This is a genomic window from Synechococcus sp. Nb3U1, assembly GCF_021533835.1.
Lineage (GTDB): Bacteria > Cyanobacteriota > Cyanobacteriia > Thermostichales > Thermostichaceae > Thermostichus.
This window is the reverse complement of record NZ_JAKFYQ010000001.1, coordinates 1,549,535-1,575,601: the sequence shown is the minus strand read 5'-3', so window position 1 is coordinate 1,575,601 and position 26,067 is coordinate 1,549,535. Positions and strand designations below refer to the sequence as shown.

General features: G+C 56.0%; 29 protein-coding genes. 14 read left to right on the top strand and 15 right to left on the bottom strand.

Translation table 11 applies throughout. The features are described 5' to 3' along the window. Positions 1 to 10: 10 nt before the first annotated feature. A complete protein-coding gene (locus L1047_RS07345) occupies positions 11 to 637 on the bottom strand; it encodes a biotin transporter BioY (protein ID WP_235278240.1) in 627 nt (208 codons plus the stop codon). A 46-nt stretch (positions 638 to 683) separates the two neighbouring features. Beyond that, positions 684 to 1,742 carry a magnesium chelatase ATPase subunit I gene (gene bchI, locus L1047_RS07340; protein WP_235278239.1) on the bottom strand — a complete coding sequence of 353 codons (1,059 nt, stop codon included), beginning with the start codon at positions 1,740 to 1,742 and terminating at the stop codon, positions 684 to 686. A 317-nt stretch (positions 1,743 to 2,059) separates the two neighbouring features. Between bchI and L1047_RS07335 the strand changes: the two genes are divergently transcribed. Together L1047_RS07335 and L1047_RS07330 are read left to right on the top strand one after the other, a co-directional pair. Beyond that, complete coding sequence (locus L1047_RS07335) at positions 2,060 to 2,446, top strand: DUF4168 domain-containing protein (protein ID WP_235278238.1); 387 nt, start codon at positions 2,060 to 2,062, stop codon at positions 2,444 to 2,446. 78 nt (positions 2,447 to 2,524) lie between these two features. Continuing rightward, on the top strand, positions 2,525 to 3,064 hold the full coding sequence (locus tag L1047_RS07330) for a DUF3611 family protein (protein WP_235278237.1): 540 nt from the start codon (positions 2,525 to 2,527) through the stop codon (positions 3,062 to 3,064). Positions 3,065 to 3,246: 182 nt separating this feature from the next. On the opposite strand, the gene L1047_RS07325 is transcribed toward L1047_RS07330, so the two are convergent. Further along, positions 3,247 to 3,384, bottom strand: coding sequence for a photosystem II reaction center protein K (locus L1047_RS07325; RefSeq protein WP_235278236.1), 138 nt, complete (start codon positions 3,382 to 3,384; stop codon positions 3,247 to 3,249). 121 nt (positions 3,385 to 3,505) lie between these two features. Further along, positions 3,506 to 3,751 (bottom strand): photosystem I reaction center subunit PsaK, encoded by a 246-nt coding sequence (psaK, locus tag L1047_RS07320; protein WP_235278235.1) that lies wholly within the window; start codon positions 3,749 to 3,751, stop codon positions 3,506 to 3,508. A gap of 183 nt (positions 3,752 to 3,934) precedes the next feature. On the opposite strand from psaK, the gene L1047_RS07315 reads away from it, so the two are divergent. The 3 genes from L1047_RS07315 (at position 3,935) to L1047_RS07305 (ending at position 6,663) form a co-directional block, all read left to right on the top strand. Continuing rightward, the gene (locus L1047_RS07315; RefSeq protein WP_235278234.1) at positions 3,935 to 4,510 is read left to right on the top strand and encodes a pyridoxamine 5'-phosphate oxidase family protein; all 576 of its coding nucleotides are present in this window, start codon (positions 3,935 to 3,937) and stop codon (positions 4,508 to 4,510) included. A gap of 303 nt (positions 4,511 to 4,813) precedes the next feature. Then, complete coding sequence (locus L1047_RS07310; RefSeq protein ID WP_235278233.1) at positions 4,814 to 5,800, top strand: fatty acid desaturase; 987 nt, start codon at positions 4,814 to 4,816, stop codon at positions 5,798 to 5,800. Between the two features lie 2 nt (positions 5,801 to 5,802). Beyond that, on the top strand, positions 5,803 to 6,663 hold the full coding sequence (locus tag L1047_RS07305) for a hypothetical protein (RefSeq protein WP_235278232.1): 861 nt from the start codon (positions 5,803 to 5,805) through the stop codon (positions 6,661 to 6,663). A gap of 81 nt (positions 6,664 to 6,744) precedes the next feature. Here the strand turns inward: L1047_RS07305 and queA are convergent, their stop codons facing one another. The 3 genes from queA to L1047_RS07290 all read right to left on the bottom strand — a co-directional run bounded on the left by queA (position 6,745) and on the right by L1047_RS07290 (position 9,428). Next, the gene (gene queA / locus L1047_RS07300) at positions 6,745 to 7,893 is read right to left on the bottom strand and encodes a tRNA preQ1(34) S-adenosylmethionine ribosyltransferase-isomerase QueA (protein ID WP_235278231.1); all 1,149 of its coding nucleotides are present in this window, start codon (positions 7,891 to 7,893) and stop codon (positions 6,745 to 6,747) included. 231 nt (positions 7,894 to 8,124) lie between these two features. Further along, positions 8,125 to 8,718: a dCTP deaminase gene (dcd, locus tag L1047_RS07295; protein WP_235278230.1), complete on the bottom strand. Its 594-nt coding sequence runs from the start codon at positions 8,716 to 8,718 to the stop codon at positions 8,125 to 8,127. A 32-nt stretch (positions 8,719 to 8,750) separates the two neighbouring features. Then, positions 8,751 to 9,428 (bottom strand): cob(I)yrinic acid a,c-diamide adenosyltransferase, encoded by a 678-nt coding sequence (locus L1047_RS07290; protein WP_235278229.1) that lies wholly within the window; start codon positions 9,426 to 9,428, stop codon positions 8,751 to 8,753. 1,054 nt (positions 9,429 to 10,482) lie between these two features. Between L1047_RS07290 and dprA the strand changes: the two genes are divergently transcribed. After that, positions 10,483 to 11,664 (top strand): DNA-processing protein DprA, encoded by a 1,182-nt coding sequence (gene dprA, locus L1047_RS07285; RefSeq protein WP_235278228.1) that lies wholly within the window; start codon positions 10,483 to 10,485, stop codon positions 11,662 to 11,664. 57 nt (positions 11,665 to 11,721) lie between these two features. On the opposite strand, the gene L1047_RS07280 is transcribed toward dprA, so the two are convergent. After that, positions 11,722 to 12,405, bottom strand: a complete 684-nt coding sequence (locus L1047_RS07280) for an SOS response-associated peptidase (RefSeq protein WP_235278227.1) — start codon at positions 12,403 to 12,405, stop codon at positions 11,722 to 11,724. 67 nt (positions 12,406 to 12,472) lie between these two features. Then, a complete protein-coding gene (locus L1047_RS07275; RefSeq protein WP_235278226.1) occupies positions 12,473 to 13,162 on the bottom strand; it encodes a hypothetical protein in 690 nt (229 codons plus the stop codon). Between the two features lie 174 nt (positions 13,163 to 13,336). Between L1047_RS07275 and L1047_RS07270 the strand changes: the two genes are divergently transcribed. Beyond that, the gene (locus tag L1047_RS07270) at positions 13,337 to 13,708 is read left to right on the top strand and encodes a DUF423 domain-containing protein (protein WP_235278225.1); all 372 of its coding nucleotides are present in this window, start codon (positions 13,337 to 13,339) and stop codon (positions 13,706 to 13,708) included. On the opposite strand, the gene L1047_RS07265 is transcribed toward L1047_RS07270, so the two are convergent. Both L1047_RS07265 and L1047_RS07260 read right to left on the bottom strand, forming a co-directional pair. Then, positions 13,705 to 14,559 (bottom strand): Tab2/Atab2 family RNA-binding protein, encoded by an 855-nt coding sequence (locus L1047_RS07265; RefSeq protein WP_235278224.1) that lies wholly within the window; start codon positions 14,557 to 14,559, stop codon positions 13,705 to 13,707. The genes L1047_RS07270 and L1047_RS07265 overlap by 4 nt on opposite strands. Before the next feature lie 3 nt (positions 14,560 to 14,562). Further along, entirely contained in the window at positions 14,563 to 14,997 is a 435-nt protein-coding gene (locus L1047_RS07260; RefSeq protein WP_235278223.1) for a VOC family protein, read from the bottom strand. Positions 14,998 to 15,283: 286 nt separating this feature from the next. Between L1047_RS07260 and L1047_RS16510 the strand changes: the two genes are divergently transcribed. After that, entirely contained in the window at positions 15,284 to 16,390 is a 1,107-nt protein-coding gene (locus L1047_RS16510; RefSeq protein ID WP_268836180.1) for a TonB family protein, read from the top strand. A gap of 26 nt (positions 16,391 to 16,416) precedes the next feature. On the opposite strand, the gene gloA is transcribed toward L1047_RS16510, so the two are convergent. Continuing rightward, the gene (gene gloA, locus L1047_RS07245; RefSeq protein ID WP_235278886.1) at positions 16,417 to 16,848 is read right to left on the bottom strand and encodes a lactoylglutathione lyase; all 432 of its coding nucleotides are present in this window, start codon (positions 16,846 to 16,848) and stop codon (positions 16,417 to 16,419) included. Positions 16,849 to 16,927: 79 nt separating this feature from the next. Here gloA and gcvT point away from each other — a divergent pair, with 79 nt between their 5' ends. Further along, a complete protein-coding gene (gene gcvT / locus L1047_RS07240) occupies positions 16,928 to 18,046 on the top strand; it encodes a glycine cleavage system aminomethyltransferase GcvT (RefSeq protein WP_235278222.1) in 1,119 nt (372 codons plus the stop codon). Here the strand turns inward: gcvT and L1047_RS07235 are convergent. Continuing rightward, entirely contained in the window at positions 18,043 to 19,134 is a 1,092-nt protein-coding gene (locus tag L1047_RS07235) for a DUF389 domain-containing protein (protein ID WP_235278221.1), read from the bottom strand. The genes gcvT and L1047_RS07235 overlap by 4 nt on opposite strands. A gap of 116 nt (positions 19,135 to 19,250) precedes the next feature. Then, positions 19,251 to 20,273, bottom strand: coding sequence for a ferrochelatase (gene hemH / locus L1047_RS07230; RefSeq protein WP_235278220.1), 1,023 nt, complete (start codon positions 20,271 to 20,273; stop codon positions 19,251 to 19,253). A 271-nt stretch (positions 20,274 to 20,544) separates the two neighbouring features. Here hemH and L1047_RS07225 point away from each other — a divergent pair, with 271 nt between their 5' ends. Beyond that, positions 20,545 to 21,093, top strand: a complete 549-nt coding sequence (locus L1047_RS07225) for a hypothetical protein (RefSeq protein WP_235278219.1) — start codon at positions 20,545 to 20,547, stop codon at positions 21,091 to 21,093. A gap of 86 nt (positions 21,094 to 21,179) precedes the next feature. On the opposite strand, the gene L1047_RS07220 is transcribed toward L1047_RS07225, so the two are convergent. After that, on the bottom strand, positions 21,180 to 21,647 hold the full coding sequence (locus L1047_RS07220) for a hypothetical protein (RefSeq protein WP_235278218.1): 468 nt from the start codon (positions 21,645 to 21,647) through the stop codon (positions 21,180 to 21,182). Between the two features lie 279 nt (positions 21,648 to 21,926). Here L1047_RS07220 and L1047_RS07215 point away from each other — a divergent pair, with 279 nt between their 5' ends. The 4 genes from L1047_RS07215 (at position 21,927) to L1047_RS07200 (ending at position 26,066) form a co-directional block, all read left to right on the top strand. Further along, entirely contained in the window at positions 21,927 to 22,418 is a 492-nt protein-coding gene (locus tag L1047_RS07215; RefSeq protein ID WP_235278217.1) for a Tic20 family protein, read from the top strand. Between the two features lie 41 nt (positions 22,419 to 22,459). After that, positions 22,460 to 22,990 carry a cyclic pyranopterin monophosphate synthase MoaC gene (gene moaC, locus L1047_RS07210; protein WP_328286037.1) on the top strand — a complete coding sequence of 177 codons (531 nt, stop codon included), beginning with the start codon at positions 22,460 to 22,462 and terminating at the stop codon, positions 22,988 to 22,990. Between the two features lie 146 nt (positions 22,991 to 23,136). Then, a complete protein-coding gene (locus tag L1047_RS07205) occupies positions 23,137 to 25,068 on the top strand; it encodes a hypothetical protein (protein WP_235278216.1) in 1,932 nt (643 codons plus the stop codon). Further along, positions 25,062 to 26,066, top strand: coding sequence for an alpha-E domain-containing protein (locus tag L1047_RS07200; RefSeq protein WP_235278215.1), 1,005 nt, complete (start codon positions 25,062 to 25,064; stop codon positions 26,064 to 26,066). Before L1047_RS07205 ends, L1047_RS07200 begins: the two co-directional genes overlap by 7 nt. Position 26,067: the final 1 nt, after the last annotated feature.

The window sequence follows — 26,067 nt, the reverse complement described above, 5'->3', positions numbered from 1 at the left end:
CGTCTGGGGGTTAGTCCTGCTCTGGGGTTGACTTCTCTCGTCCTAGCCAGCGCCAGGTTACAGGTAAGAGGAGCGCTGTCAGGCCCATCTTGATCAGATCTCCAACCCAGAAGGGGAAAACTCCCTTCTGAAGCACCTCCATAAGGGAAGTTGGGCCGACATTCTGATTCAGCCAGACCCCCAGCCAAGTGGCCCCGATCAAGTAAATCAGGACTGTGCAAGCCAGCATTGCCACCGCCATCTTTCCAGCATGGCGATCTACCCCAAGCTGTTGTACGAGCCAGCCCATCAACCCTGCCGCCAGCGGAAAGGCCAGCAAATAACCCCCCGTTGGCCCTGCTAGGTGGCTGAGCCCAGAGCCGCTACCCGTGAAGACCGGCAACCCTAGGATCCCTTCTAGTAGATACAGCAACAGTGTCAGGAAGCCCAGCCGCGCCCCAAAGCCTGCCCCTACCAACAGCACAGCAAAGGTTTGACCGGTAATCGGCACCGGCGTAAAGGGCAAAGGGATCCGCACCTGAGCCAGCACAGCCACGAATAAACTGCCCCCCAAGATCAACAACGCATCCCGAACACGGGAAGGACGGGGTATCAGAGTTTGCACCAGTGGGGTATAGACGGAAGCAGCAGTGGTCATGAAAGTAGGGATTCTCCATAAAGGGGGATGATCAATCAAGCTACCATCAGGCCGCACTATCTAGGCTGACCTGAAAGACTTCGCTAAAGGCTTTTTCGACTTTGTAACCGGAGTCGATGGTTTCTAGAGGATCCTTACGCAGGCGGTGCCGTAAACAGAGACTGATCACCCGACGAATATCCGCAAGGGTAACCTCATCGTGGCCTTCCAGAGCAGCCAAAGCCTTAGCAGCCCGATTGGTCACAATATCTCCCCGCAGACCATCCACTTCCAACGCAGCACACACCCCGGAGATCTTAAGGCGCAAGTCCGGATCCACTGTCACCTTGGGCAAAAGGTGCTGCGCTTTTTCAATCCGTTCCAAAAGCTGCTGCTGTGAGTCTGCATGTTTGGCCAAAAAGGCTTTTGGATCGGCATCAAACTGGCTGCGTTCCTCCACGATCCGTACCCGCAGGGCGGCATCCCGCACCGTTTCGATCTGCACGAACATGCCGAAGCGATCCAGCAGTTGCGGGCGTAACTCTCCTTCTTCTGGGTTGCCGGAGCCGACCAAGACAAACCGAGCCGGATGGCGGATGGAAATCCCTTCCCGCTCAACAGTGTTCCACCCGGAGGCTGCCGAATCCAGCAACACATCCACCAAGTGATCGTCCAAGAGGTTCACTTCATCCACGTACAGGATGCCCCGGTTCGCTTTGGCCAACAGTCCCGGTTCAAAGGCTTTAACCCCCTGGGATAAGGCCCGTTCGATGTCGAGGGTGCCACACACCCGATCTTCGGTTGCCCCCAGAGGCAGATCCACCATCGGCACCTGCATCCAGGTACTTTCCACCGATTCTCCTGCTTGGAGGCGTTCCCACAGTTGGTCGCTCATCAAATCCCGTTGCTGGGGGTGGCTGTTAAAGGGATCCCCTTTCACCACTTCAATTTGGGGCAACAGATCCGCCAAGGCCCGAATGGTGGTGGATTTGCCCGTCCCGCGATCCCCCATGATCAGCACCCCACCAATGCGCGGATCGATCACGTTCAGGAGCAGGGCTAATTTCATTTCCTCCTGGCCCACGATGGCCGTAAAGGGAAAAACGGGGCGACGTTCCAAACTCATAAGGGCAATTCACTGGTGCTCTGCACCTCATTATCCCAGAAGCCTTTCCCCCTGACCTGCTTGCGGCCCGGAGAAACACCCCTGAAACCGGCGACAGGAACCAAAAAGCTGGTTTTGGGTCAGAGAATGAAGCTGGGTGGCCAGTGTGGATGCCCTAGCCTTTTGTGGGGAAGAACGGGTAGCATCGAAGCCTACACGGTTCGTCAGCAACCAGCAGCTGGGTCAGGGCAAACACACAACCGGAGCAGCCATTATCGGGTGGGGAGACGTTAGCGGTGTCAGGGAAAGCGGGTAGAAGACGGTGGGCACTATTCCCGATGCAAAGTGTGGCCCAAAAAGGGTTGGTGGGCTTGATCTGGGCTTGCACTTGGATCCCATTGTTGGCAGTTCCTCTGGCGGTTGCCCAAACCCCGACACCGGTGGTTCTGGCGGATGAACAGGTGACGATGTATGCTCGCATTGTTCTGGAAATGGAGCCTTACCGTCAGGAATCTCAACAACGCTCTCAGGCTACTGATGACCCAGCCAGCAAGGATCAGATTCGGCGAGACTTTATTCGTACCGCCAGCGAAATCATTACCCGCCACGGCATGAGTGTGCCCGACTACAACCGCATTACCCTACTGATTCGTTCGCCAGAAGGACAGGCCTTGCAACGACGCATCGAAGCGGAAATTCTGCGTCTACAAAGTGAGGATCCCTAGCTGAGGTGACTGAGGTTGGAGGATGACGATAGGCTGGAAGCAAAGGTCAGTGTCCATCCAGCAAGGCGGGAGAGAGCGATGAACGAGCCCATGTCGCCGTCAGTACGGGCGGCTGTTGAGCGAATGAAATCTCGGTTGCGCCTGACTCGTCGCTTTGGGTTTTGGTTTCAGGCGGTTTTGGGGGCAGCGGCTCTGCTGCTCTGGGTTGGCTTTTTAATTGGCCAGAATACCGTCTATCGGGATGATTCTGCCGGGGCCATACTCGCCTTTTGGTTCACGCTCTTTACGTTGCTGACTTTAGCGGCGGGTCTGTTTTTTAATTGGCGCTATCTTCTCCATGCGGATCGTCGCCAGGCTTCCGCCGATTCTCTCAGTCAGTTGGATTTGCCCAAGCAACTGCAGCTGGTCACTTATGTCAGCTTGATCGGGGCTTTTTTGGCCTTGATTGGCATGGAGGCTCAGGTTGGCGAATTGCTAGCGCGGATGTTTTCCCGCACACAGGCAAATCAGGTGACGGGGGTTCTGTTGTTGGCGGCCAATATTAACGTCACCTTCGCCCATTTTGTCTGTCTGGCGGGAGTGCTGTGGATTACGGGTGCACTTGACCGCGAGCCCTAATCTGGAGAAGGGGATCCCAATCGCTACAAAATCGCCACAAAAAAGACCCCCAAAGCTGGGGATCCCAGAGAAACGATAAAGAGCCAATCTCAATAGCAGCCCATAGCACCCCGCTCAAGGGATGAACTTTTAGAAGCAAAGCCAATAGCCTTGGCATATACGGCGCTCTATCTAGCAGCGCTCTATTTGAAGCCCACCGCTGCTTGCCAGACGAAAGCCAGCAGGAAGAACAAAACGGGGATAATCGGCAACAGATCCACCAAGGGATCAAACAATTCGTAGCCTTCCGGCAAACTGGCTAGGAGCATCATTGCTGGCATGACAACAAACCTCAGAGGGAAGTGCGGCAGGAGAAACTGCTTCTTTCAGAATTGCAATAGAGTTTAACATCGCCAGGGACGGATCCCGACAGACATCAAGAAATGTAAACGAGGTTATGCCTCAAAATACGCCCATGCTGGAGAGGCCCAGGATCACCCCTACCCCCAACAGGTGGCCGAAACTGGCGACGCCAATCACCTCAGGCCAATCCATGCCCAACACAGGGCCGGCTTCGGCGGTGGATCCCGAAGTGGACTTGAAGATCAGATAAGCAAGACCTGTGCACAGAAGAATCGCCACGGCATTCAAGGGCGACCAGGGGGTGGTTTGGGCGGTCAAAGCCAACGGCGCAACAACGGGCATCATGGGTTTGAATCCTCAGCTTGGGTTGAATCGACCCCTAGATTACCCCTGTTCTCGAAACCCCAACGGGATCCCCTCCAGATTTACACATGAATTGCAACAGAAGTCGAAACAAAACCTCACATTTTCGGGCTAGGCGAGCCCAGGGGAGTCAAACTCGAAGAGCCGTTCCGACCCATTTTCTCCATGGCCAAAGTCCACGACTCGATCACTCCTGCTTTGCAACGGTTTATCGCTGCCCAACAAATTTTCTTTGTGGCAACTGCTCCCCTTGCAGCCCATGGTCATGTCAACCTCTCCCCCAAAGGATTGCAGAGCTTTCGCCTCCTTTCACCACACCAAGTGGCCTATCTGGATGTAACCGGCAGTGGCAATGAAACCTCCGCCCATTTGGTTGAAAACCAGCGCATTACCTTGATGTTTTGCGCCTTTGAGGATCCCCCTTGTATTCTGCGCCTCTACGGTCGGGGGCGAGTGATCTTGCCTGCTAGCTCCGACTGGCAGATGTTGATCTCTCAATTTGAGGAACTTCCCGGTGCCCGGCAGATCATTCTTGTGGATGTGGGGCGGGTACAAACCTCCTGTGGCATGGGGGTACCGCTTTACGCCTATCAGGGGCAACGGCAATCTTTGGTAGAGTGGGCTGCCCAAAAAGGGGAAGTGGGCTTACAGGCTTATCGACAGCAGAAAAACCAGCTCAGCATCGATGGCTTGCCAACCCCTTGGGGCCTTTATTGTCGGTCGTCTTTCCCTGAGGCATAAAGGGATCCCTGTGATGGATCCCAACTCACCCCAAAAGTAGGGAAGCGGAAATTGGCCTTGCAGCCTTTTCCGACTTCACACAGGCCCTCAAGCTAGGCAAAAACCCTGATGGAGCAAGGGACTGACCTGAATCTGCTGTATCAGATAACGCTGGAAAAGGCTGGAAAGCTGCCAGGTTAAGCAAGTCTCTGCCGTATACTAACGAAAGTTAATAAATCTACCCATTTTCGGTGTGATGACCTGGACGTGCTGCTCCGATCCATCCTCCCCGTTTGCACTGTACGTGCCTGAGGATGGCTACCGATGACCGTTGCCGCTCAACCCGCCCGTAAGCCTGCCACCCTTCCCCGTGAGCTATTGGGGCCACCGTCGGAGTTTTGGAACCCCACCCTGCTGATGTTTTTGGCTTCCGTGGTGCTCTCCGCCTGTTGTTTTGGTGGCTATGCCTTTTGGCACTGGCCTAGGTGGATGGTGTTCTGGCTAAATTTTGTGGCTTTATACGTTTTGGGTACGGTGATTCACGATGCCTCCCATGGCTCAGCCCATCGCAACCGCTTTTTGAATGAGGCTTTGGGGCATGGCTCTGCTCTGTTGCAAGGCTTCGTCTACCCGGTGTTTAAGCGAGTCCATATGCAGCACCATGCCCATGTCAACCATCCCGAAGACGACCCAGATCACTATGTCTCTACGGGGGGGCCGCTGTGGTTGATCGCGCCACGCTTTTTCTATCACGAGGTGTTTTTCTTCAAGCGGCAACTGTGGCGCAAGGGGCGCTGGGATCTGTTGGAGTGGGGCTTGAGTCGGCTGGTGGTGATTTTGACCTTTGGCCTGGCCATTCACTTCGGCTACACCGACTACCTGATGAACTATTGGCTGCCTCCTGCTTGCCTGATGGGGTTGCTGTTGGGCTTGTTTTTTGATTACCTGCCCCATCGGCCTTTTCAGTCCCAAGAACGGTGGCACAACGCCCGAGTTTATCCCGGTTGGCTGACGAATATTCTTCTGCTGGGGCAAAACTATCATTTGATTCACCACCTCTGGCCCTCCGTGCCCTGGTACAAGTATCAGCCTGCCTACTGGGTGGCCAAACCCGACCTGGACGAGCGAAACTGCCAGCAAACCCTTGGTATTTGGCAAAAGAGCGAGTTTTGGGGCTTTTTATACGATGCTCTGATTGGCTTGCACTGGCATCAGCCCACCTCAGCCCACCCTGTCGCGGAAACGGAACCGGCATCTGTGGGATCCCTAGAATCGGAACAGACAGAACCCACGGATTCCCAACCCGGCTAACTATGGTGTTTCCGACGATCCGGGTGCCACAGTTGTTGCTGTTTGTAGAAGCAGCCAGTTTATTGCAGGACTCCAGCCAGGTTCTGTTGCAGGCTGGCCAGGCCTCTGCGGATTTGCCGGAACTGATCGCCGAAGCGCGTGCACGTGCAGAAACCCAATTGGAACCGCTCGGGATCCCGGCAGATCTGCGGGCTCAGGTTCATGGGATCCTACGGCTCACACCGCTGCAGTCGGTGCTAGCTTACCTGCAAGATTTGATCGACATTGGCTCCGGTCCGGACATGGAGGCTTTTCTGGAGCAAGTCGGATCCGCCTCAACGCTGTTACGGTTTCCCCCCGCCTTAGTGGGATCGGTGGCACTGGGATTGTTGCTGGAGCAGTTGGATTTCTCAGCAGAAGAAGCCGAAGCCCTGCGGGCGAACCGGGCCCAATTGGAACAGACCCTGGTGGAGCTGGCCAGCCGCTATGCCATCAACCTAGAGCCGCTGCGAGCTGCCACCGAAATCGCGCTACAACCCGCTTCGCCAGAAGAGCTCTTGCAACTAGGACAGGATTTCTGGGCTGCGGATCCTGAGCCGGAACCTGAACCTCAGCCGGAGCTGGCGGGGCCGCTGCTGTTCATGATGGTGGTAGATCATCTGTTGACCCAAACGGAGGCTGTCCTGACTCCCGAGCAACGGCTGGATTTACAAACCAATCGCGGGCAGGCGGAAACTCGCTACCTAGCCATGCAAAAATTGGGCTGCATCGAAAACTTGGCGGAACAGCAAGCCTATATTCAGTCCTGGATTGACCAAATGACCCCCTCTGATTTGCTGCGGGCTTTGGATCAATTTTTTGCGGTGCTTGAGACGAACTCCTGATTCCAACCTTGAGGCATAAGGCGGAAGAATCGGGTTGACTGACATTCTCCCGAGGCTGATTGCAAGCAATAGGGTGCAGCGTTATTCATCTGCTTGGGGCAAGATCAACATCCCATCTCCAAAGGAATAGAAGCGGTACTCCTGTTCCAGGGCTTCCTGATATAAATCCAAAAGTCTTTGCCGCCCGATCAGCGCCGCCACCAACATCATCAAACTAGAGCGGGGCAGATGAAAATTGGTGATCAGCCCCTGAACGACTCGCCAGGTATAACCGGGATAAATAAAAAGATCGCTGTTCCCCTGCCAGGGTTGCAGGGATCCCGTTTTTGCCGCCGTTTCCAGAGAGCGGGCCACTGTTGTCCCGACAGCGATGATCCGCCCCCCTCGGGCTTGGGTTGCCTGAATCGCCTCCACTGTTTCTGCCGGAACCTTGAGCCACTCACTGTGCAGCTGATGTTCCGTCACCCGTTCCACCTCGACGGGACGGAAGGTGCCCAACCCGATATTCAGGGTGATATAGGCGGTCGGGATCCCAGCTTGAGCCAACCGATCCAATAGCTCTTGGGTGAAATGTAGCCCTGCAGTAGGAGCCGCCACGGATCCCGGTTGTCTGGCCCACACGGTCTGGTAGTCCTGCGGACGGGCTTGATTCGACTGGATATAGGGCGGAAATGGGATCTGCCCCACCTGCTCCAAGACCGTTTCAAATACAGCCGCTCCTGCCCACTCAAATTGGAGGATGCGCCCACCCGTGCTCGCATCCAGGGCTTGAATCGTGGCTTCCAGTCGATAGGGCATGGTGGAGCCCTGGGGATCCCAAAATTGGATCCGATCCCCCACCTTGACCCGTTTGCCCGGTTTTACCAAAACCCGCCAGATACATTCCGGGATTCCTGTCTGAATGGGTTCTAGTAGCAAAACCTCCACCTTGGGCGTAGCTGCCGGGATCCCGGCTTGGGGATCCCGGTCTCGAGGCAGCCTTGTGCCAAACAAGCGTGCGGGTATGACCTTCGTATCGTTCAGAACCAGCAAATCTCCCGGCCGCAAAGAATGGGGCAGATCGCAAAACCGCCGATGCTCATGGCGGCTTCTCCGCACCACCAACATGCGCGCCTGATCCCTAGGCTCAACAGGAGTTTGGGCGATGCGTTCAGAGGGAAGTGTGTAATCGTAGGCAGCAGTGAGCAGATCAGGATGGAGCTCGCTGGCTTGCGAAGGGGAATCGGACATAGAAATAAAATTAAATCAAAATACAGCCTTTTCCAGCGTTATCTGATACAGCAGATTCAGGTCAATCCCTTGTTCCAGAGGTTTTTTTACCTAGCTCAAGGGTCTGCATGAAGTTGGAAAAGGCTGTAAATCAAAAATTAAGCCTCGATCAATCTGGCATGGGATCCCGTGGGTAGACAGGAGGCCCGCATAGCTGCCTGGCTCGCTGGGGTGGATCCCCTACAAGCCAGCTCAAACTCTGGCCACCACCACCTGTTGGGGTTGATCCTGATACTTGCCCACTCGATCGGCATAGGTCACTTCACAGGGCTCCCCTTCCAAAAAGAGCAACTGCACCACCCCTTCGTTGGCATATACCCGGCAATCAGCACTGGAGGCATTGGAAAATTCCAGCGTTAAATAGCCCCGCCACCCCGCTTCTGCAGGGGTGAGGTTGGCAATTAGCCCCACTCTGGCGTAGGAAGACTTGCCGATACAGATGACGGTGATGTTGTCGGGGATTTGTAGCCGCTCTAGCGCTACCCCCAAGCCGTAGGAGTGAGCGGGAATGATAAAGTAGTCCCCCTCAGCGTCGTGGTGTAGATCCACCGACTCTAGATTTTTGGGGTTAAACCGCTTCGGATCCACGATGGTGCCGGGGATGTGGCGGAAGATCTTGAACTCCACCGGCGAAAGGCGAATGTCATAGCCGTAGGAGGAAAGACCATAGCTCAATACCGGGCGGGTCTCTCCTGTCAGGTTTACGGTGCGCACCAATTCCGGTTGGAACGGCTCGATCATCCCTTGCCGAGCTTGCTCACAGATCCAACGGTCGTTTTTCAACATAGCTACAGCATCATCTCCGACAGGGGACAGGATTAGAAGGAGGGGCTGACAGAAGAGGTAGGCTCTAAAGCACGTAAGCGTTGGCGCAACTGCGTGATCAAATCTGCTCGTTCTAGCAGGGAGTCGGGCATCTCTGGGCCAGTGATCACCATGTCCATCGAAATGGGCCGCTGATCGATCAAAGCCAACACGGCCTCTTCCGGGATCAGGCCCAACTTCATGGCCAAGCTCAGCTCATCTAGCACCACCAGGTCATAGCGGCCACTGCCCACAGCCGCTTGGGTAAAGTGCCACAGCTCATCTAGGGCCACCCGTTCATCGGGATCCAGTTGGGGGGTATCAATACAGCGGTGCAGCCGACAGCGAACCCACTCCAACGAGCTGCCCAGCAAAAGACGGTTTTCCGGCCCCTGGTTAATCCCACCCTTGAGAAATTGCACAATGAGCACCTGGGTTCCCTGGCCCGCCAATCGCAAGGCTTGGGCCATGACGGGGGTAAAGGTGCCGCGACTGGGGTTGGTATAAAGCTGCAGGGATCCCTGAGGGATCAATTTTGCGGATCGCTCAGGCAGGCAGGCCTGCTCTGCAGATCGTTTGGAACGAGCGATGGGGAGGGCATCTTTGGGGGAGGGCATGGGATCCGGGGAGGCAGTGCAAACCACTTTTTCATCTCGTGAGCGGGCCGGGGAACTGTATTGCCGAACTGACATGGCGCAGGGCCTACAAGTGGTGGGGAGCGGTGACTATGGATTCCATGAAACACCACCTGTGCGTATCCGTCAACGAATTAGTTCTGACTCTGAGCCACGCACAATTTGTCCTCAATACAGTGCCCTGAAGCACAATTCTTGTCTATCCTAGCTTTCCGTCAAGAGTAGCCTCGACAAGAAAAGAAAGGACTTTTTAGGGAGGTGCGACAATTTTTCTGCGATGACCCAAGAAAAATTCTATTCTATATTGCGTACTTTGCTATCAAGAAATAGATATCAGGATGAATATAGCCAAAAATAAGATTGCTTTGCAGTTAAAAGTGTTAATGCTTGAAGGGCGAGAAAAAGGGCTGGTCTAGAAGGGCTGACAGGAGCAGCCATGGCTATAAGCCTTGTCTGGAGAGCAGAATATCCCGATGCCTAGAGGGATGTAGAAAGGCTAGGGGCCTGAAATATAAAAGCAGTTTTATTTTTTCATTATCAAACAAGTCCGTCTTTCGTGATTTTAAGATTTAGTAAATTTGTAAAAAAGATTGATTTTTAATTTCAAAAATAAAAGACAGAGACGAATGATTTGGAGAATTTAGAGAATTTGATAGATTCTCTGTGAAATTTCGTATATTCTTTTCTTGTGTGCTTAAGTTTTTGTTTGGCTTGTATTTTAACTTATTTTTCTTGTCGGCTTTTCAGTTTCTATTCTTGTATGGCGTTTATCTTGAATCGCTATAGTGATAGATAGGATTTTGATATTCAGTAGAATCCTGTTCAAGACTGGCGAACAGAAGCGTTGGATCCGTAGGGGCTAGGGCTGCCGGGATCCGGCCTCTGTGGTAAGGGGGGATCTTTCTGGCCCAAGAAGCGCCTACTTGCCGAGGTAGATCTGATCCTGGAGAGCGTCTGAACTATCATCAAAGCAACCGGGAAGCGAAAGGGGATCCGACCGTAAATGGGAGCAAACCCTCCCCAAAAGGTGGCCCAACGGTTGCGTTCTTGCTAAGCGAGGTGCGTAGCACCATCCCTGTTCTCGACTGTATCCCTGCTCAGGAACTCCAGATTGTCTGTCCCTTTCCCACCCGGCCCTTTCGATCCCCTGGATGGCTCTCTGCGCCGTACAGCCCAGGAACAGCCCTATTGGTTGGCCTGGGCACAGGTGAAGGGGATTGGCCCCCACCGTCTGAAGCGGCTGCTGGAGTGTTTTGGGTCTTTACAACGGGCCTGGGAAGCGGATGAACCGGCCTTGCAACAGGTAGAGGGAATCGGCCCCGCACTGGCCCAGTCGATCCAAGCCGCCCGTTGCCAACTGATCCCGGAACAAGTCTTGGAGCAAACCCTGAAGCCCGGGATCCCCTTCTTAACCCCCGCTGATCCCGGCTATCCGCCCTTGCTGTGGGAATTGCCGGATCCGCCGCCGATTCTTTACGTGCTGGGAGATTGCCCCACCTGGGAACAACAGCCCGCGCTTGGGATCGTTGGTACCCGTGCCCCCACTGCCTATGGGCGCCATTGGACAAAGCAGATTAGCGCTGCCCTGGCCGAAGCCGGATGTGTAGTGGTATCCGGGTTGGCGGCTGGGATTGACGGTGTGGCTCACCAAGCCTGTTTGGAGGCCGGCGGAAAGACAGTGGCTGTGGTGGGGACTGGCCCAGAGATGGTGTATCCCGCTCAACACCGGCAGTTACACCAGCGCATTCAAGCGCAAGGGGCGATCCTCAGCGAATATCCTCCGGGTACGCCCCCTGCCAAAGAACATTTTCCGCAGCGCAACCGCATCATCGCCGGCTTATGTTGCGCCACACTGGTCATGGAAGCCCCGGAGCGTTCCGGAGCCCTGATCACCGCCTACTTGGCCAACGACTACGGGCGGGAGGTGTATGCGCTGCCGGGCAACATCGATACGGCGGCGGCCCGCGGCTGTCTGAACCTGATCCGCAAGGGTGCGGGCATGATTTTAGGGATTGAGAGCTTGTTGGAGGATTTACGGTTGGTTCAGGGATCCCCTCGGGAAACGGCAGACTCAGGAGCCCCTGGCTCCGGGAATATCCAGGCCAAAGCTGGCCCTACCGATCCGGATCAACAGCTTCTTTGGCAAATTTTGGGATCCGAACCCATGGGCATCGATGCTCTGGCCCAGGCCACCCAGATGGAGATCACCACCCTCTCCAGTACCTTGCTGATGATGGAGCTGGAGGGTTGGCTGGTACAACTGCCGGGAATGTGCTATCGCCGTACCCCCTAAGAAGGCAGCGACAAAACCGTGATCGGCTCTCCGACCGGCTCTCGACAGGCGGGATCGTCATGGCGGGGGGGGATTCACATGGGTGCTGACAGGATAGGCCACCATCGCCTCCGGGGGATAGGGACGCAACAACGGTACAACCCGCTTGGGATCCTGGAGGTTCGGATCCAGCCAGATGTCATAGGTTTCTGGGGGCAAAATCACGGGCATACGCTCATGTAGAACCTGCATCAGCGGGTTGGCGGTGGTGTTGAGGATGGCGCAGGTATCGACCACAGTCCCTTCCGGCCCCTGCCACCGTTCCCAAATGCCTGCAAAGGCAAACACAGGTAGTTGGCGGGACGGAGTCCTTTCCTGCAGATGAATCCAGTAGGGTTGTTTGGCTTTGCCGGATCCCGTCCACTCGTAAAAGCCATCCGCTGGGATCAAACAACACCGCCGCCGCCGCGCCGCTCTGAAGGAGGGTTTCTCCGCTGCCGTTTCGGAGCGGGCATTGATCCATCCCCCCTTAAACGTCTTGCTCCAAGCGGGCACCAAACCCCAGCGAAAATGAGTTGCCTTGCGTTGAAGGGATCCCGGTTTGGTCGACTGCGAGGCCACCACCGCCAATAGGGGCTGAGAAGGGGCGATGTTGTAGCGGGGGGCCAATGGCAGGATCCCGGCCTCTTCTGTATCCATATGCAGATCGAAATGCTGCATCAGCACTTGCGGCTCCACCGCTAAGCTAAATCGCCCACACACAGCCGACACATAAGGGTGTCTGTAGTCTAAGCCTATATAGCCTGTATTAGGTGTCTCAGTAGAAGGCCTAAGGGATCCATTCCACCCCCAAACCCAGGCTAGATTCCCGAGTCAAGGTTGAGTTGCGCAGGCTGTAGCGAGCAGAAAGACGAAAGGAAGGGCTAATAGCATAGGCAGCGGTGATCTCTGCCAAGGTGGCTTGTCCTTCTTCTGGTTCTTGTGGCGCAACCCAACTGTAGCTGCCGGTCAAATCTGCGGCCCCCGGAGCCAAAGCCAAAACGGCAAAGGCCCCGTAGCTAACTCCACTGAGGCTGCGATTCTCTTGTTTCAAGACCCGATAGCCCAGTTGGGGCGCCAGGTTGAAGACGGATCCCATCGGGGCTATAAAGTAGCGGATTTCTGATCCGTACTGGCGGTCTTTTGGCTCATCCGCCGATTGTCGATAATCACCGCTCAGGGTGAGGCGATCCACTAGGCGCAGATCTTGAAGGCTGACTCGCCAGTGGGAGGAAGACTCGAAATTGGCCTGCAAGCGGGTGGGTAGAACGGGCGTGTTGCGGATTTCTTCCAGAAGGTTAGGCGGGTTTTGCAACCAGCGACGCAACACGGGGCTATCTTCTAAAATTTGGCTATCCAAGCCTAAATCTATGGCAGCGGAGAGCGTGGTGGGTACGGGATCCCCATCTTCGTTCGCTGCTGCCGACGAGGTGGCCCAAACCGGCCATCCAAACAGGATTCCAGCCCAGAAGAGCAGCATCCCCAAGGGAAACCTTTTGCCAGACCGTTGTGCCACCTGCAATCCACACCCATTCCGTCTTCACTGTAACTGTTGGCCTTGCCCTTGGAGCAACAGAGCCGACAGACGAGGCAAATTTCGCCCAAAACCGTGATGGTGCAGCGAAGCTAGAAAAGACGATCGAGGAGCAAAAGAATGGGAATTTTTCTGGCCCTAGCGGGTCTGTTGGGGGGATTGGGGGTGGGCATGGGGGCCTTTGCCGCTCATGCTTTACGAACCCAGCTCAGCGAGGGATCCCTGCATCTGTTGGAAACGGCAGTGCGCTACCAGATGGTTCATGCCCTAGCTCTGGGCCTGGTAGCCTTGCTGTTGGTGCGGGTGCCAAGTTCAGCCGTCTTGTGGGCGGCAGGGTGGGCCTTTGGGCTGGGGGTGCTGTTGTTTTCCGGCAGCCTCTACGCCCTGGCATTTACAGGGATCCGCTGGCTGGGGGCAATTACACCTGTAGGTGGGGTAGCCTTTCTGATCGGGTGGGCTTGTTTGGCTCTATCGGCCCGCTCCCTATCCTAGGGGTGTTGCATCAGCCAGAAGCCTGCAAAAGATTGGGCCTTCAGATCCGTTTGAATGGCCAAGAAATGGATCCCTTGGGCCAGGTGTTGGCGTTTGGCAAAGCCTTCTGCTTCTGCCCGCAATTTTTCCGCTTTTAGGGATGCAAATAGGTAGCGATCATTCAAGCCCGCCTCCAAAATCAGTTGCTCTTGAACAACGCTGAGGTAGGCCGGTTCGATCCCGGTCATCCAAGCTGCCATCGGCAAAGCCCGTTGCGTGGTGATCACCAGACCAGGGATGATCGTGTCAGCGGGTAAGCTTGACCACGCAACGGGGAACAGCTCCCCAAATTCTGTGGGCCAGCTCTCCGCCTCTTGTAAATCTGCCGCTCGTAAAGTGACCAAGGCCCAGCGTTCTCCTTGTAATTTGTCGGGTAGGCGGGTGGGATCCGGCAGCTCCGGCTCTACTGGGGATTCGGGGCTATAGGTAAACTGCGCCTCATAGGGATACACCTGTTCCGCCCGCTCCCGTATCCAGGCATTGAGGGTGTAGACGCGCCGGCTGGGCAGCATCGGGATCCCGACCAGATCGCAGGCTCGCTGCAAGATGGAACTCATGCGGGCCCGAAACACACGAATGGCGGAAGGAGGCTGGGGGGCGGCCTCCACACAGTTTTGCAACTGTTGCGCCACCCAGGTACTGTTCACCTCTTGGTTGCTGCAATACTGCGCTTTGCGAAACTGACCCAGGGGATCACACACCAAAAGCTCCCAGACCCGCCGATCCTGCTCATCCCGTAACGGAACGGCTGTAAAGTCCATCTGCCAAATGGGGCCGCGCCCGGAGACTGCCAACCGAGTTTCCTGTGCCAAGAATCAACCCTCCCGATCCCCGATCAAGGCCAACTCCCGCTCCCCGAAGATGGCGGAGGCATGACGATAGTATTTGAATTCCAGCAGGTTGTAGAAGGGATCCTGCAAAAAGAAGGTGCCATGCTCCAAGGGAGAGCCAATAAACCGCCAGCGGGGCTCCTGATAGAAGAGTAGCTCTCGCGCTTGGGCACGAGCAGCCAAGGACTCCCAATCCGCTTGTGCTGGGAAAATCAGTCCAAAGTGGCGTGGGTAAATGCCCCGCTGCGGGGTAAGTTCTTCATGGGTGAGGTGGGCCACCAGCTGATGCCCATACAGGTTGAGAATAACCGAAGCAGGGCTTTCTCGCCCAATCTCACAGCCCAAACCCTCGCCGTAATAGGTTTTGGCGAGGGGAATGTCTGTCACCGGAAAGGCAAGATGAAAGCGGATCGGTTCCATAGGGTGCTCCAAACCAGCACATCAGGGAATTCAGTTTATTTCATTTCATTAGTCGATAATTATGGATTGATCAACTCGGATCCCTGCTTTCCTAGGGTAGGCGATCTTGGGGGAAGTATTGCACCGAGGGATCCCTTCCCAAGCCCGAGATGGACAATACGCCTTTGCGCAGGGGCCAAAACCGGCAGGATGTTATAACACTCTAGTGTGGCCGAGTATTCGAAGTATTCGATAGGACAACTCGGTGTGTTGAGAGAGCTGAGAACACAAGAGGGCAACCCTGGCCATGACCAGCACTTTGGTTGAACAACGCCGCCGCGAGGATGAATCTCGCAACTTTTTTTGGATGGTGGCGCTGTCTCTGCTGTTGCACATTCTGCTGCTGCTGGGATTTCTTTATTTGGGCCGTCTCTGGTTGATCCGGGAGCCAGAACAAGAAGCCATCGAGTTTATTCTGCTGGATCCGGAAGATCTCGAGCCGCCGGATGAGACCGAGCTGGTTTCCGATGTGGATTCCCGCGATGGGGGTGAGCGCACAGAAGCCCCTCCTTCCCAAGGCAGCCCGCCCCAGTCCCAAGCTGCTCCGCCCCAAGAAGCCCCTGCCCCGCCACCCCCGCAGCCGCAGCCCCCGCAACTGGAGCAACCCGCCCCCGTTCCACCCCCGCCCGCACCGGCTGAAGTGGCGATTGCAACGCCCACACCCACGCCCACGCCACCTCCCACCCCAACACCGACCCCCACTCCAGCACCCCCTCAACCTACCTCAACGCCGACTCCGCCTCCTGTGGCGGCAGCTCCTCCTGCAACTCCGCCCCCTACTCCTCCCCCCACCGCCGAACCTTTGCCGGTTCAGCCGAGCGAGCGGGTTTCAGACTTAAGTCAATTGGCTCCCGTTGAACCTGCTCCACAGCCCTTGCCAGAAGCACCTCCTGCCCAGCGCCCCTCCGACTCTTCCCAACTGGGCCCCCCGGTCAGTGCCTCTGCTCCCAGTGACGGTGCGGGTATTCAAGGCAGTGGAGCCAGTGGACTGGCCAACCCCACCCAATCGGCCCCCAATCCCCCCAGCGTGGCCGCACGCGCCAATGTGGACTGGGGCCCCTGGCTAGCGGCTCTGCAGCGGAAGGTGGAGCAAAACTGGATCCCTGGGCAGACTGGAACCTCCCGCCGCACGGTGGTGATCTTCACGGTCGGTCGGGCCGGAGATTTGCAGAACGTACGCTTGGGTCGCACCTCCGGCAGCCAACAAACCGACGATGCGGCCCTGGCAGCGATTCAGAGAGCAGCCCCTTATCTGCCGTTGCCCGAGGCTTACGAAGGCAACTCAGTCACCATCAACTTCACCTTTGATATCAACGTGCTGGGTCAGTTGACCGTGGGGGGATCCACCAATTAAGGCTGGGGATCCCCGGCGGATTTCAGTTAGGCGGCACTGCCCGCCACAGCCACTTTTTCCGGTTCAGCAGCCAAAGATTGGGTCTGGATTAGCTCGATTTTGTAGCCATCCGGATCCTCGACAAAGGCAATCACGGTGCTGCCGTGTTTCATCGGGCCGGGTTCCCGCACCACCTTGCCGCCACGGGCTTTGATGGCCTCGCAGGTGCCGTAGATATCCTCTACGCCTAGGGCGATGTGACCGTAGCCATTGCCCAGGTCGTAGCGGTGGGTGCCCCAGTTGTGGGTCAATTCAATAACCGCCGTTTCCGATTCATCTCCATAGCCTACGAAGGCCAGGGTGAATTCCCCCGTTGGGTAATCTTTCTTGCGCAGCAGGCGCATCCCCAAAACCTCGCAATAGAATTGCAGGGATCGCTCCAAGTTGCCAACGCGGATCATGGTGTGGAGAAGACGCATGGTACTGGCTCCTAAAGAGATGCGACGGTGAGTTTTGAGTTTATTGTAGTCCTTGCCCTTTCGGGATCCCTTCATAGTCATGAGCCCAACCCTGCAGCGCACTCCTTTATTTGCCCACCATCAGGCTTTGGGGGCTCGTTTTGTGCCCTTCTCCGGATGGGAAATGCCAGTGCAGTATCAGGGGGTGGTGGCGGAGCATCAGGCCGTGCGGGAGAAGGTGGGGGTGTTTGATATTTCCCACATGGGCAAGTTCACCCTGTGGGGGCCAGAACTGGGATCCCATCTCAACCGCTTGTTGCCCACCGATCTCAGCCCCTTACCCGTAGGATGCGGGCGCTACACCGTGTTGCTCAACCCGCAGGGGGGCATCCTGGATGATGTCATCGTCTACAAACATCCGCCAGAGGGTGAAGTGGAGCACTGGAGCGTGATCGTCAACGCCGCCACCTGCCAGAAGGATTGGGACTGGCTCCACCAGCATCTGAGTGGGATCCCTGGCGTGCAGTTGCGGGATTACTCCTCTGCTCAGGTGTTGTTAGCAGTGCAGGGGCGAGAGGCTGAAGCCACCTTACAACCCTTTTTACAGGGATCCCTGGCGGGGTTGGGGCGTTTTCAGCATGGGCAATTTACCGGCGGAGAAGGGTTTTCGGGAGAGGCGATCTTTGTGGCCCGCACGGGTTATACCGGCGAAGACGGTTTTGAAGTGATGCTCAGCCTCGGCGATGGCATCCGCCTTTGGGAACACTTGATCCAAGCAGGCGTGCAACCCTGTGGCTTGGGCTGCCGGGATAGCTTGCGGTTGGAGGCGGCCTTGCACCTCTATGGGCAGGATATGGACGAAACCACGACTCCTCTGGAAGCGGGCCTGACCTGGTTGGTGAACAATCCGGGCGATTACATCGGCAAAGCGGCTCTAGAAACCCAACGCAACCAGGGGATCCCGCGCCGTCTGGTGGGTTTTCGCCTGTTGGAACGGGCGATCCCCCGCACTGGCTATGCCATTTGGGCCGCTGGAAGCTCAGATCCGATTGGCCGAGTGACCAGTGGCACCCATTCACCGAGCTTGGGCTATGGCATTGGCCTGGGATATGTCGACCCCGATTGGGCCAAGGTGGGATCCCGGCTGGAAATTGAGATTCGCGGGCAGCGCTGGCCCGCCGAAGTGGTGAAGCGACCCTTTTATCGCACCCAGGCTTAAGGGTGCCCCTCCAGATCTGTGGACAGTTGAAATTGCTGTATCGGAATCAAACTCACCTGCAGCACCACAGGTTGTCCCAGGGTATCCTGCAAAAAATTTTGTACCGTTTGTAAATCGGCTTCAGTAATTTGTTGAGGGGGGGCAGAGATTTCGATATCCACTTCCAGCCCCTGTCGCCGTTGCCTCACTCGCAAGGAGCGCAAGTGAGCCTTTTCAAAGGGATCCAATTGGTTTTCCAACAGCTCTCGCACCTGCTGACGGGTATTGGACTGCAAAAGTAAATTGCGCAGCGAAATCCCCAACGGGATCCCGATCAACCCTATCACCATTCCCACGAAGGCAATCCCCCCCTGCGCCCGTTCTAAGGATCCATAACGCTGCCAGAGAAAAGTGAGGATCCCGCTGAAAATAATGCCCGCCAGATTGGTGATAAACAACAAAGAGGAACCCCCCAACGTTTCCCCATCTGCAAGGGCCAACCCTATACCCATCACACTCAAGGGCGGAATCAGAGCCACCGCGATCGCTACCCCTGGAAAAGCATCTGCTACTGACTTACGGGATTTGGCAAAGGCCCCCGCCGCTCCTGCCCCCAGAGCTACCCCCAGATCCAGCAACGTTGGTTGAGTGCGCATCCGGATCTCATCGTTCAAGTCCCGCAAGCCAGCAACTTGGCAAATCAGGATGGCACTGAGCACGGTGGTTAAGCTGCCGATCAATAGCGTTAGGGTAGCTCGTTTCAATAATCGACGATTGGCCACAGCCACAGCATAGGCCATCCCCAAAATGGGGCCCATCAAAGGCGCGATGATCATAGCCCCGATCACCACTGCCGTACTGCCTGCCAACAAACCCAGGGTAGAAATGATGCCCGACAGGCTGAGCATGACAAAAAAACTGAGGGAAGGAACCGAATCTCTCCAGATCAGGCGATTCAAACTAGCCACAGGAATGGGTTTTTCCCCCAGCCAACGCCAATCCCCACTACTGCTCCACCAATACCGCCGCACTCGCCGTCGCCAACCCACCCACATTCGCAACCAACGCCGACGCTTGGAGTGGGGGATCCAATTTCTGAGCAACTCCACGCCGGATTAGCCCTCTGCCAGATATAACAGATATAAGATGGGATGTAGAACATTATCGCTACCCCACTTCTTCGCGTTAGTTGGGTGGGATGAGCTTCATTGCCCCCAAGTCCAACCTAAGATTGAAGCGTCGTCGCTGGGGCAAAAGCAGTGGAAGCCAAGCCGGGCGTGAATAAATGAGGCCGAACCAGCGCCACTAGGCCGGCAATAAACTGCGGATTAGCATTCAGAGCAGGAACACGCCGAAAATCTGGGATCCCAAAGTGATGGGCCAACTCCCGATACTCAATATCGATTTCTTGCAGGGTCTCGATATGCTCCGAGACAAAGCTAATCGGCACCACCAACAGATGCTTCACCCCACGGGATCCCAACTCGGAAATCACCGTTTCGGTGTAGGGATGCAGCCATTTCACCGAGCCCACCCGGCTTTGGTAGGAAAGGGTGTGATCATTGGCGCGTCCCACCTGCTCCCAAATCAACTGCACACAGGCTTCCATCTCCTGTTGGTAGGGATCCCCGGCCTCAGTCACATAACTTTCCGGAATGCCGTGGGCACTAAACAGCACATGCACCTCTTGGGGGCGTTCAAACTGATCCAACCCGGCACGGATCCCCGCCGCCATCGCCTGCACATAGTCTGGCTGGTCATACCAAGAACAGATCTGGTGCCGTTCGATGCGCGCCAATTCCGGATCCTCAGCCCAAAGCCGCTCCAACAGCTTAAAGCTAGACCCCGTTGTGCTGATGGAATACTGCGGGTAAAGGGGCAGCACCACTAAGCGGGTGATCCCATCCGACTTGATCTGCTGCACCACCGATTCTGTCAAGGGATGCCAGTAGCGCATCGCCACATACACCGGCACATCAAACCCTTCCGCCACCAGATGGGCCTGTAGCTCCTGCGCTTGTTCGGCCGTGATGCGTCGCAACGGGGATCCCCCCCCAATGGCCGCGTAATTGCGCCGAGATTTTTCCGCTCGCAACGTGGAGATAGCCCAGGCAAAGGCTCGCTGCAAAAAGGGAAACGGCAGACGGATCAGCTCCGGATCGGCGAACAGGTTATAGAGAAAGGGCTGCACATCCGCCTGGGTCTCTGGCCCCCCCAAGTTCAGCAGGAGCACGCCGCTTTTCGACATAACACATCTCAATAATCAGTCTTTATCTACTGTAGGGGGTCTTATCCCATAACGGGAAAATGGCCTTAAGTTTTTTTGCAATCTTTCTCATTTTTTTCCCCACTCCCGTGGGATCCCCCAGACCAGACCCTTGAGCGCAGATTCCGCCGCCACTAGCCCCGCCCAAACTGACCAGAAGCAGAACAGGAGTTGGATCGTTCTCGCCTATTCCTCTTTGCCGAAACTTCAGAAGATGAAGAACGGAGCAAGCCTCCCCCTTTTTTAGGAGCTTATGATGAAACCTCAAATTTTGGCGATGACCACCTTGCTGCTGCTGAGCGGGATCCCGGCGGCCCATGCCGACGATTTTCGCTGTACCGGTGCTGTGGGCAACTCCACCGTCGATAACCTAATCGTGCCGGATGGGGCCAGTTGCAACCTCAATGGCACGGTGATCCAGGGCAACATCAAAGTCGGACGGGGCGCCACCCTACAAGCCTCCGGCGTCCGTGTCGAGGGGAACATCCAAGCAGAAGGAGCCGCAGCCGTCACCACCAGCAACTCCCGCGTCGGAGGCAACATTCAAATCAAGCAGGGGGGATCCGCCTCCATCCTGTCGGTCACGATCGATGGGGATCTGCAATTTGAAGACAATCGGGGCGCCCTTAGTGCCACCGCCAACGACGTGGAGGGGAACCTACAAGCGGTGAAAAATCGCGGTGGCCTCGCCCTCGCTAACAACCAGATCCGCGAGAACCTGCAGTGCAAAGAAAACACTCCGGCCCCCACCGGCGGCAACAACAGTGCCGGCAGCAAAGAAGATCAGTGCGCCAGCCTCTAGCCTCCATCCCAAGGCTGGCCTGAGGGTACAAAAAAGGGATCCCAGCCCACCGGCGGGATCCCCTACACCACAAACTCACTTGTGCATCAGAACTCCCGACCCCGATACACCCGCTGCAGCTCTGGGGTGACCTGATAGCAATCCATATCCGCTAAGTTTAACTTCAAGCGCAGCGTGTTGAGCAGCTGCCAGTAGGGTGGCACAAAAGCTTTTTCCATGGAGCTCACCGAAGTCGGCTCGCCGGAATAGGCCACTGTCTCGATGGGGCAACCGCGGTAGTACACCGGACGGGATCCGAGGCGAACCGAATGGGGATCCTGAACTTGGCTGGGATCCACCGCCAAACCGCGAAACTGGACTGCGCCTGGGCGAGATGCTTCTCGATAGCGAAGGTAATGGGCCCACACTCGGGCAACCCACTGCGGCAATGCCTCAGGCTGCACATGAAAGCGCTCCGGCAACAACCGATCATTCAAAAAGCCAATCAACCCAGACCAAGCTTGCCAGAGGAAAGATCCGACAACGCGAGCAGCAGGAGACGATGAGATGTTCATGGTGGAAGCCCAAAAACCCTGTACTGTCAGAAGTTGCCGCTAATTATACCAATCCGCATCCAGTGGAACGCTCATTCTGAACATTTTTCCCAGAATGTCTCTCGAACCCAGAAGCAGCAGCCAAGCTTGCGCCCAAGCGCGTTGAGCCGATGAAAATCCATCGACTAGAATGTCCCCAAGGCTTCGACTGTGAAGAGTCTCTTGGGCTGAGCAAACGAGCGGCTATTAGAGCCGACAGGCGAGCTGGCAAGATCACTATATCCAAGGGGATTGACGGATATGACCTGGCGCGGCGAAATTACTCCCATCAATCGGCTGTGGGGATCCCTTCCCTACCTGTTGCCTTTGGTATCGGCTCTACCCTTGGGCTTTGTGCCTTCGGGTCTGTTTAACTCGGTACCGGCCTTGATCCCGATTTTTGCCCCTTTGTTTCGTTTGGTGCCCTTTGCTACTGGCTGGTTGGGCATGGGGGTATTCTTTGCGCTGCTGTTCCTGGTTATCCGCAATACCCGCGTGGCCCATTTCGTCCGTTTCAATACTATTCAAGCTCTGCTGCTGAATATCGTCTTGTTTCTGGTGCAGTTGCTGATGCAGATGCTGGGCATGTTGTTTGGCAGCTTCGGCCTTGGGGTAGTGATGGGAGTTTTGGCAACCACGGCTCTGTTGGGGGTGATCGCCGTCACGGTTTACGCTTGGGTGCAAAATATTCGCAGCCACTACGCTGAGGTGCCTGTTCTTTCGGATGCCGCCTACGCCTGGATTCGCTACTGAATCGGTGCTCCGGTACCCAATCTTGGCGGGAGGCTTCTGTCGTGCAGCCCGATCCACCCTACGAGCCCGGCTCACCCCTCACCCACCTGGATGAATCTGGGCAAGTGCGCATGGTGGATATTGCGGGAAAATCCGTGACCACTCGTCTGGCTACCGCCCAAGGTCAGGTACGCATGGCGGAAACTACCCTGCAAGCTATTCTGGCGGGGCAGGGGCCGAAGGGTAACGTAGTGGAAACGGCTCGGCTGGCAGGGATCATGGCTGCCAAGCGCACTGCCGAGCTGATCCCCCTCTGTCATACCTTGCCCCTCAGCAGTGTCCGTGTTGATCTGGATTCGGATCCCCATCTGCCGGGGTTTCTCATCACTGCCACTGTCAAAACCAGCGCCCAAACCGGGGTGGAAATGGAGGCCCTGACGGCGGTTTCTGTGGCTGCGCTCACTCTCTATGACATGACCAAAGCCCTGGAAAAGACGATGGTGATCGAAAACATTCGCCTGCTGCGCAAATACGGTGGCAAGTCTGGATCCTTTGAGGCAGAAGCAAGTCCGACGGTAAGCTCTGGAACTTAGGCTGTGAGGGAGGTATCGGATTGTTCGGCAAGTAACATCCTATAACATCCTTCCGACAGCTCAATGGCCAGCACTACTTTGGAACTTAAGATTCGAGAGGGTTTTAAAAGCAGGGATCCCATACTTTGGGGTGATGGGAAGCGCTCATGGTGAAGGTTCTGCGTCAGGTTGGGTTCTTCTGGCTGGTTGGGTCTGGGGTGCTGGCAGGGATGATTCTGCTGCTCTGGCCGATGGTACAACAGGGGTATCCCAGCACCCATTCGACTCAGTTTAATCTCAGTTGGGCCTTTCAATATCAGCGGCAATTTTTCGGGGGGCAATTCTACCCCCGCTGGCTGGAATTTTCCAACTTCGGCTTTGGCAATGCTACCTTTGCTTTCTACCCACCCCTGTGCATGGTGGCGACTCTGCCCTTCCGCATCCTGGGGTTGGAGATGCCTGCTTCGCTGGTGGCCAGTATGGGCTTGGCTCTGTTGGTGATGGGATCCGGACTCTACGCTCTGATCCAAACCATCGCGCCCCGCCCTCTGGCCCTGATTTTGGCTTTGATGGGTATGGCTGGTCCCTATTGGCTGGTGGATATCTATCAGCGGGGAGCCATCGGCGAAGTGTGGGCGATTGCTCTGTTGCCCTGGATTTTCTGGGCTTTGGTGCAGGTGTTGTGCCAACCGGGGTTGATTGGGCCGATCTGGGCCTTGGCCCTCAGTTATGGCCTGTTGGTGCTCTCCCATTTGCCGATGCTGCTGCTGTTGACTCTGATCGTGCTGCCGTTGCCCTGGGTGTTGCGCTGGCGGGATCCCCTCTGGCCGAAGTTGGGACGCTCCTATTTAGGGTTGGGGTTGGGGCTGGGGTGGTCAGCCTTTTTTTTGGTGCCTGCGTTCCTGGATCAGCGCCTGATTCAGGTGGATGCGGTTAATTTTGCCGAAGACTATTTTCCGCAATCTCGCCTGATGGTGAGCGGCCTTACCCGTCTGCAACCGCTCCTGACCGATCACTGGTTCGAGAGTGGCCTGTTGGGGTACTGGAACTGGATGGTAGCGGTGGTCGCTGGGGCTGCAATCGTGCAAGCGATGCGTAGTATTATCCTGCTGCTGGGCCGTTGGGGGGTGAACCGGGTAGCTTCCCACAAAGAGGCTGCTGGGCTGGGATCCCCCTCTCCATGTCCATCCCCATTGCTGCCCGGAGAAGTTTTGCTCTATAGCCTTGGGGCTAGTTTGGTGGCCCTGCTGATGATGACGGATTTGCTCAGTTGGGTCTACGACTGGGTTTTGCCGTTGCAGCGGATCCAGTTTTCCTGGCGTTGGATGGGGATTACCACCGTAACGGTGCCCTGGCTGCTGGGATCCCTGGCGGGATGGGGTTGGAACCGCAAAAGCTGGCGGTATCTAATCCTTTTGGGAACAGCTTTGGCGGTCATGATCCAGGTGGGGCTAGGGTGGCAGGTCTTGGGCCGCACGAGCTTTCAGCCCCAGGTGATCCAAACCTTTCACACCCTCTCGGCGGCCAAGCAATTCCCGATTGAGCCACAGCAACGACCGGGTACCCCTTTCTTGTACTGGCACTGGATTTTTCCGGATGGGCTGGCTTTGGTGGATGTGCCGGAATATCGCGCCCATGGGGTCACCTTCCCGATGCCCCCTCCGACTGTGGATCCGCTGGTGCGTTGGCAAGGCAACCTCGGGGACTCTCTAACCAATGGGGAGCAGGGGCAACCCTCTGAAGCCGATTTACAGGTGGAGCGTTGGAGCTATGGCTATCGTCGTTTTCGAGCCGTCAACCCCACCGATAGAGACCAAATTGTAGTGTTGCGTACCTTTTATTACCCCGCTTGGTGGGTAGAGATGGATGGCCGCCTGAGACCGGCAGAACGCACGGGGTTAGGGCAGCTGCAGGTGCAGATCCCGCCCGGAGCACATCAGATCCAGGTACGCTATTTGGGCACTCCGATGGATTGGCTGGGAGGGTTGCTGACGGGTGTGACGGTGGTGTTGTGGGTGAAGCTGCGGTGGGTGATGACCCGGTTGGGGTTACAGCCCATATGGGCAACAAAAACCTTAGAGGAGACGAAGGCATGTTGAGTCGGGTGGCGGATTCGATTTACTGGCTAAACCGCTATGTGGAGCGCGCGGAAAATATCGCCCGGTTTATCGATGTCAACTTGAATCTGATCCTTGACTCTCCCAGTGGCACCGCTCAACAATGGGATCCGATTATTTACACCACTGGGGATCAGGAGTTATTTTACCAGCGCTACGGCGAAGCCACCCAAGATACGGTCGTCCAATTTCTGGCTTTTGATAGGGATTATCCCAACTCGATTCTTTCCTGTCTGCAATGGGCACGAGAAAATGCCCGTTCTGTGCGAGAGGTGATTTCTTCAGAAATGTGGGAGCGGGTCAATCGATTTTATTTGATGGTGAAAGAAGCGGCCCAGCAGGGTAAAAACTTAAGCCAGTGGCACGATTTTTTCACGGAAGTGAAGTTAGCCAGCCACCTCTTTGCTGGGGTGATGGATGCTACCATGACCCACGGTGAGGGCTGGCATTTTGGCCAGATTGGTCGCCTGTTGGAACGGGCTGACAAAACCGCACGGATTTTAGATGTGAAATATTTTATCCTGTTACCTTCTGTACAATACGTGGGCACGGCTCTGGATGAGTTGCAATGGATTGCTTTGCTGAAATCCGCCAGTGCTTATGAGATGTATCGCAAATACAGTCGTCAACATCGCATTAACCCCCAAGAGGTGGCCTCTTTCCTGATTTTGGATCGGCAATTTCCCCGCTCGATTCAATTTTGCCTGATTCAGGCGGATCGGTCTTTACACGAGATTACGGGCACTCCAGCCGGTACCTGGCGGGATCCTGGTGAGCGGGCTTTGGGACGTTTGCGCTCCGAATTAGACTACTTGACCATCGATGACATCATGGAACAGGGCCTACACGAGTTTCTCGATAATTTGCAACTGCAAATGAACCGGGTTGGGGATCGCATTTATGAAACTTTCTTTGCCATTCAAACTTTGCAACCTGCGGATCCCTCCTTACCTTCTCAACGCCAAGTACAATTAACATGAA

Excerpts from the sequence above, each read along its gene's own strand:
- L1047_RS07335 (WP_235278238.1), top strand. The coding sequence starts at position 2,060 with ATGCAAAGTGTGGCCCAAAAAGGGTTGGTGGGCTTGATCTGGGCTTGC.
- gcvT (WP_235278222.1), top strand. The coding sequence starts at position 16,928 with ATGAGCCCAACCCTGCAGCGCACTCCTTTATTTGCCCACCATCAGGCT.
- L1047_RS07315 (WP_235278234.1), top strand. The coding sequence starts at position 3,935 with ATGGCCAAAGTCCACGACTCGATCACTCCTGCTTTGCAACGGTTTATC.
- L1047_RS07330 (WP_235278237.1), top strand. The coding sequence starts at position 2,525 with ATGAACGAGCCCATGTCGCCGTCAGTACGGGCGGCTGTTGAGCGAATG.
- L1047_RS07200 (WP_235278215.1), top strand. The coding sequence starts at position 25,062 with ATGTTGAGTCGGGTGGCGGATTCGATTTACTGGCTAAACCGCTATGTG.
- L1047_RS07220 (WP_235278218.1), bottom strand. The coding sequence starts at position 21,647 with ATGAACATCTCATCGTCTCCTGCTGCTCGCGTTGTCGGATCTTTCCTC.
- dcd (WP_235278230.1), bottom strand. The coding sequence starts at position 8,718 with ATGTTGAAAAACGACCGTTGGATCTGTGAGCAAGCTCGGCAAGGGATG.
- L1047_RS07325 (WP_235278236.1), bottom strand. The coding sequence starts at position 3,384 with ATGCCAGCAATGATGCTCCTAGCCAGTTTGCCGGAAGGCTACGAATTG.
- L1047_RS07215 (WP_235278217.1), top strand. The coding sequence starts at position 21,927 with ATGACCTGGCGCGGCGAAATTACTCCCATCAATCGGCTGTGGGGATCC.
- L1047_RS07310 (WP_235278233.1), top strand. The coding sequence starts at position 4,814 with ATGACCGTTGCCGCTCAACCCGCCCGTAAGCCTGCCACCCTTCCCCGT.
- L1047_RS07225 (WP_235278219.1), top strand. The coding sequence starts at position 20,545 with ATGATGAAACCTCAAATTTTGGCGATGACCACCTTGCTGCTGCTGAGC.
- L1047_RS07205 (WP_235278216.1), top strand. The coding sequence starts at position 23,137 with ATGGTGAAGGTTCTGCGTCAGGTTGGGTTCTTCTGGCTGGTTGGGTCT.
- L1047_RS07260 (WP_235278223.1), bottom strand. The coding sequence starts at position 14,997 with ATGGAACCGATCCGCTTTCATCTTGCCTTTCCGGTGACAGACATTCCC.
- psaK (WP_235278235.1), bottom strand. The coding sequence starts at position 3,751 with ATGATGCCCGTTGTTGCGCCGTTGGCTTTGACCGCCCAAACCACCCCC.
- L1047_RS16510 (WP_268836180.1), top strand. The coding sequence starts at position 15,284 with ATGACCAGCACTTTGGTTGAACAACGCCGCCGCGAGGATGAATCTCGC.
- L1047_RS07345 (WP_235278240.1), bottom strand. The coding sequence starts at position 637 with ATGACCACTGCTGCTTCCGTCTATACCCCACTGGTGCAAACTCTGATA.
- hemH (WP_235278220.1), bottom strand. The coding sequence starts at position 20,273 with ATGTCGAAAAGCGGCGTGCTCCTGCTGAACTTGGGGGGGCCAGAGACC.
- L1047_RS07305 (WP_235278232.1), top strand. The coding sequence starts at position 5,803 with ATGGTGTTTCCGACGATCCGGGTGCCACAGTTGTTGCTGTTTGTAGAA.
- L1047_RS07270 (WP_235278225.1), top strand. The coding sequence starts at position 13,337 with ATGGGAATTTTTCTGGCCCTAGCGGGTCTGTTGGGGGGATTGGGGGTG.
- L1047_RS07290 (WP_235278229.1), bottom strand. The coding sequence starts at position 9,428 with ATGTCAGTTCGGCAATACAGTTCCCCGGCCCGCTCACGAGATGAAAAA.
- gloA (WP_235278886.1), bottom strand. The coding sequence starts at position 16,848 with ATGCGTCTTCTCCACACCATGATCCGCGTTGGCAACTTGGAGCGATCC.
- queA (WP_235278231.1), bottom strand. The coding sequence starts at position 7,893 with ATGTCCGATTCCCCTTCGCAAGCCAGCGAGCTCCATCCTGATCTGCTC.
- L1047_RS07275 (WP_235278226.1), bottom strand. The coding sequence starts at position 13,162 with ATGCTGCTCTTCTGGGCTGGAATCCTGTTTGGATGGCCGGTTTGGGCC.
- bchI (WP_235278239.1), bottom strand. The coding sequence starts at position 1,742 with ATGAGTTTGGAACGTCGCCCCGTTTTTCCCTTTACGGCCATCGTGGGC.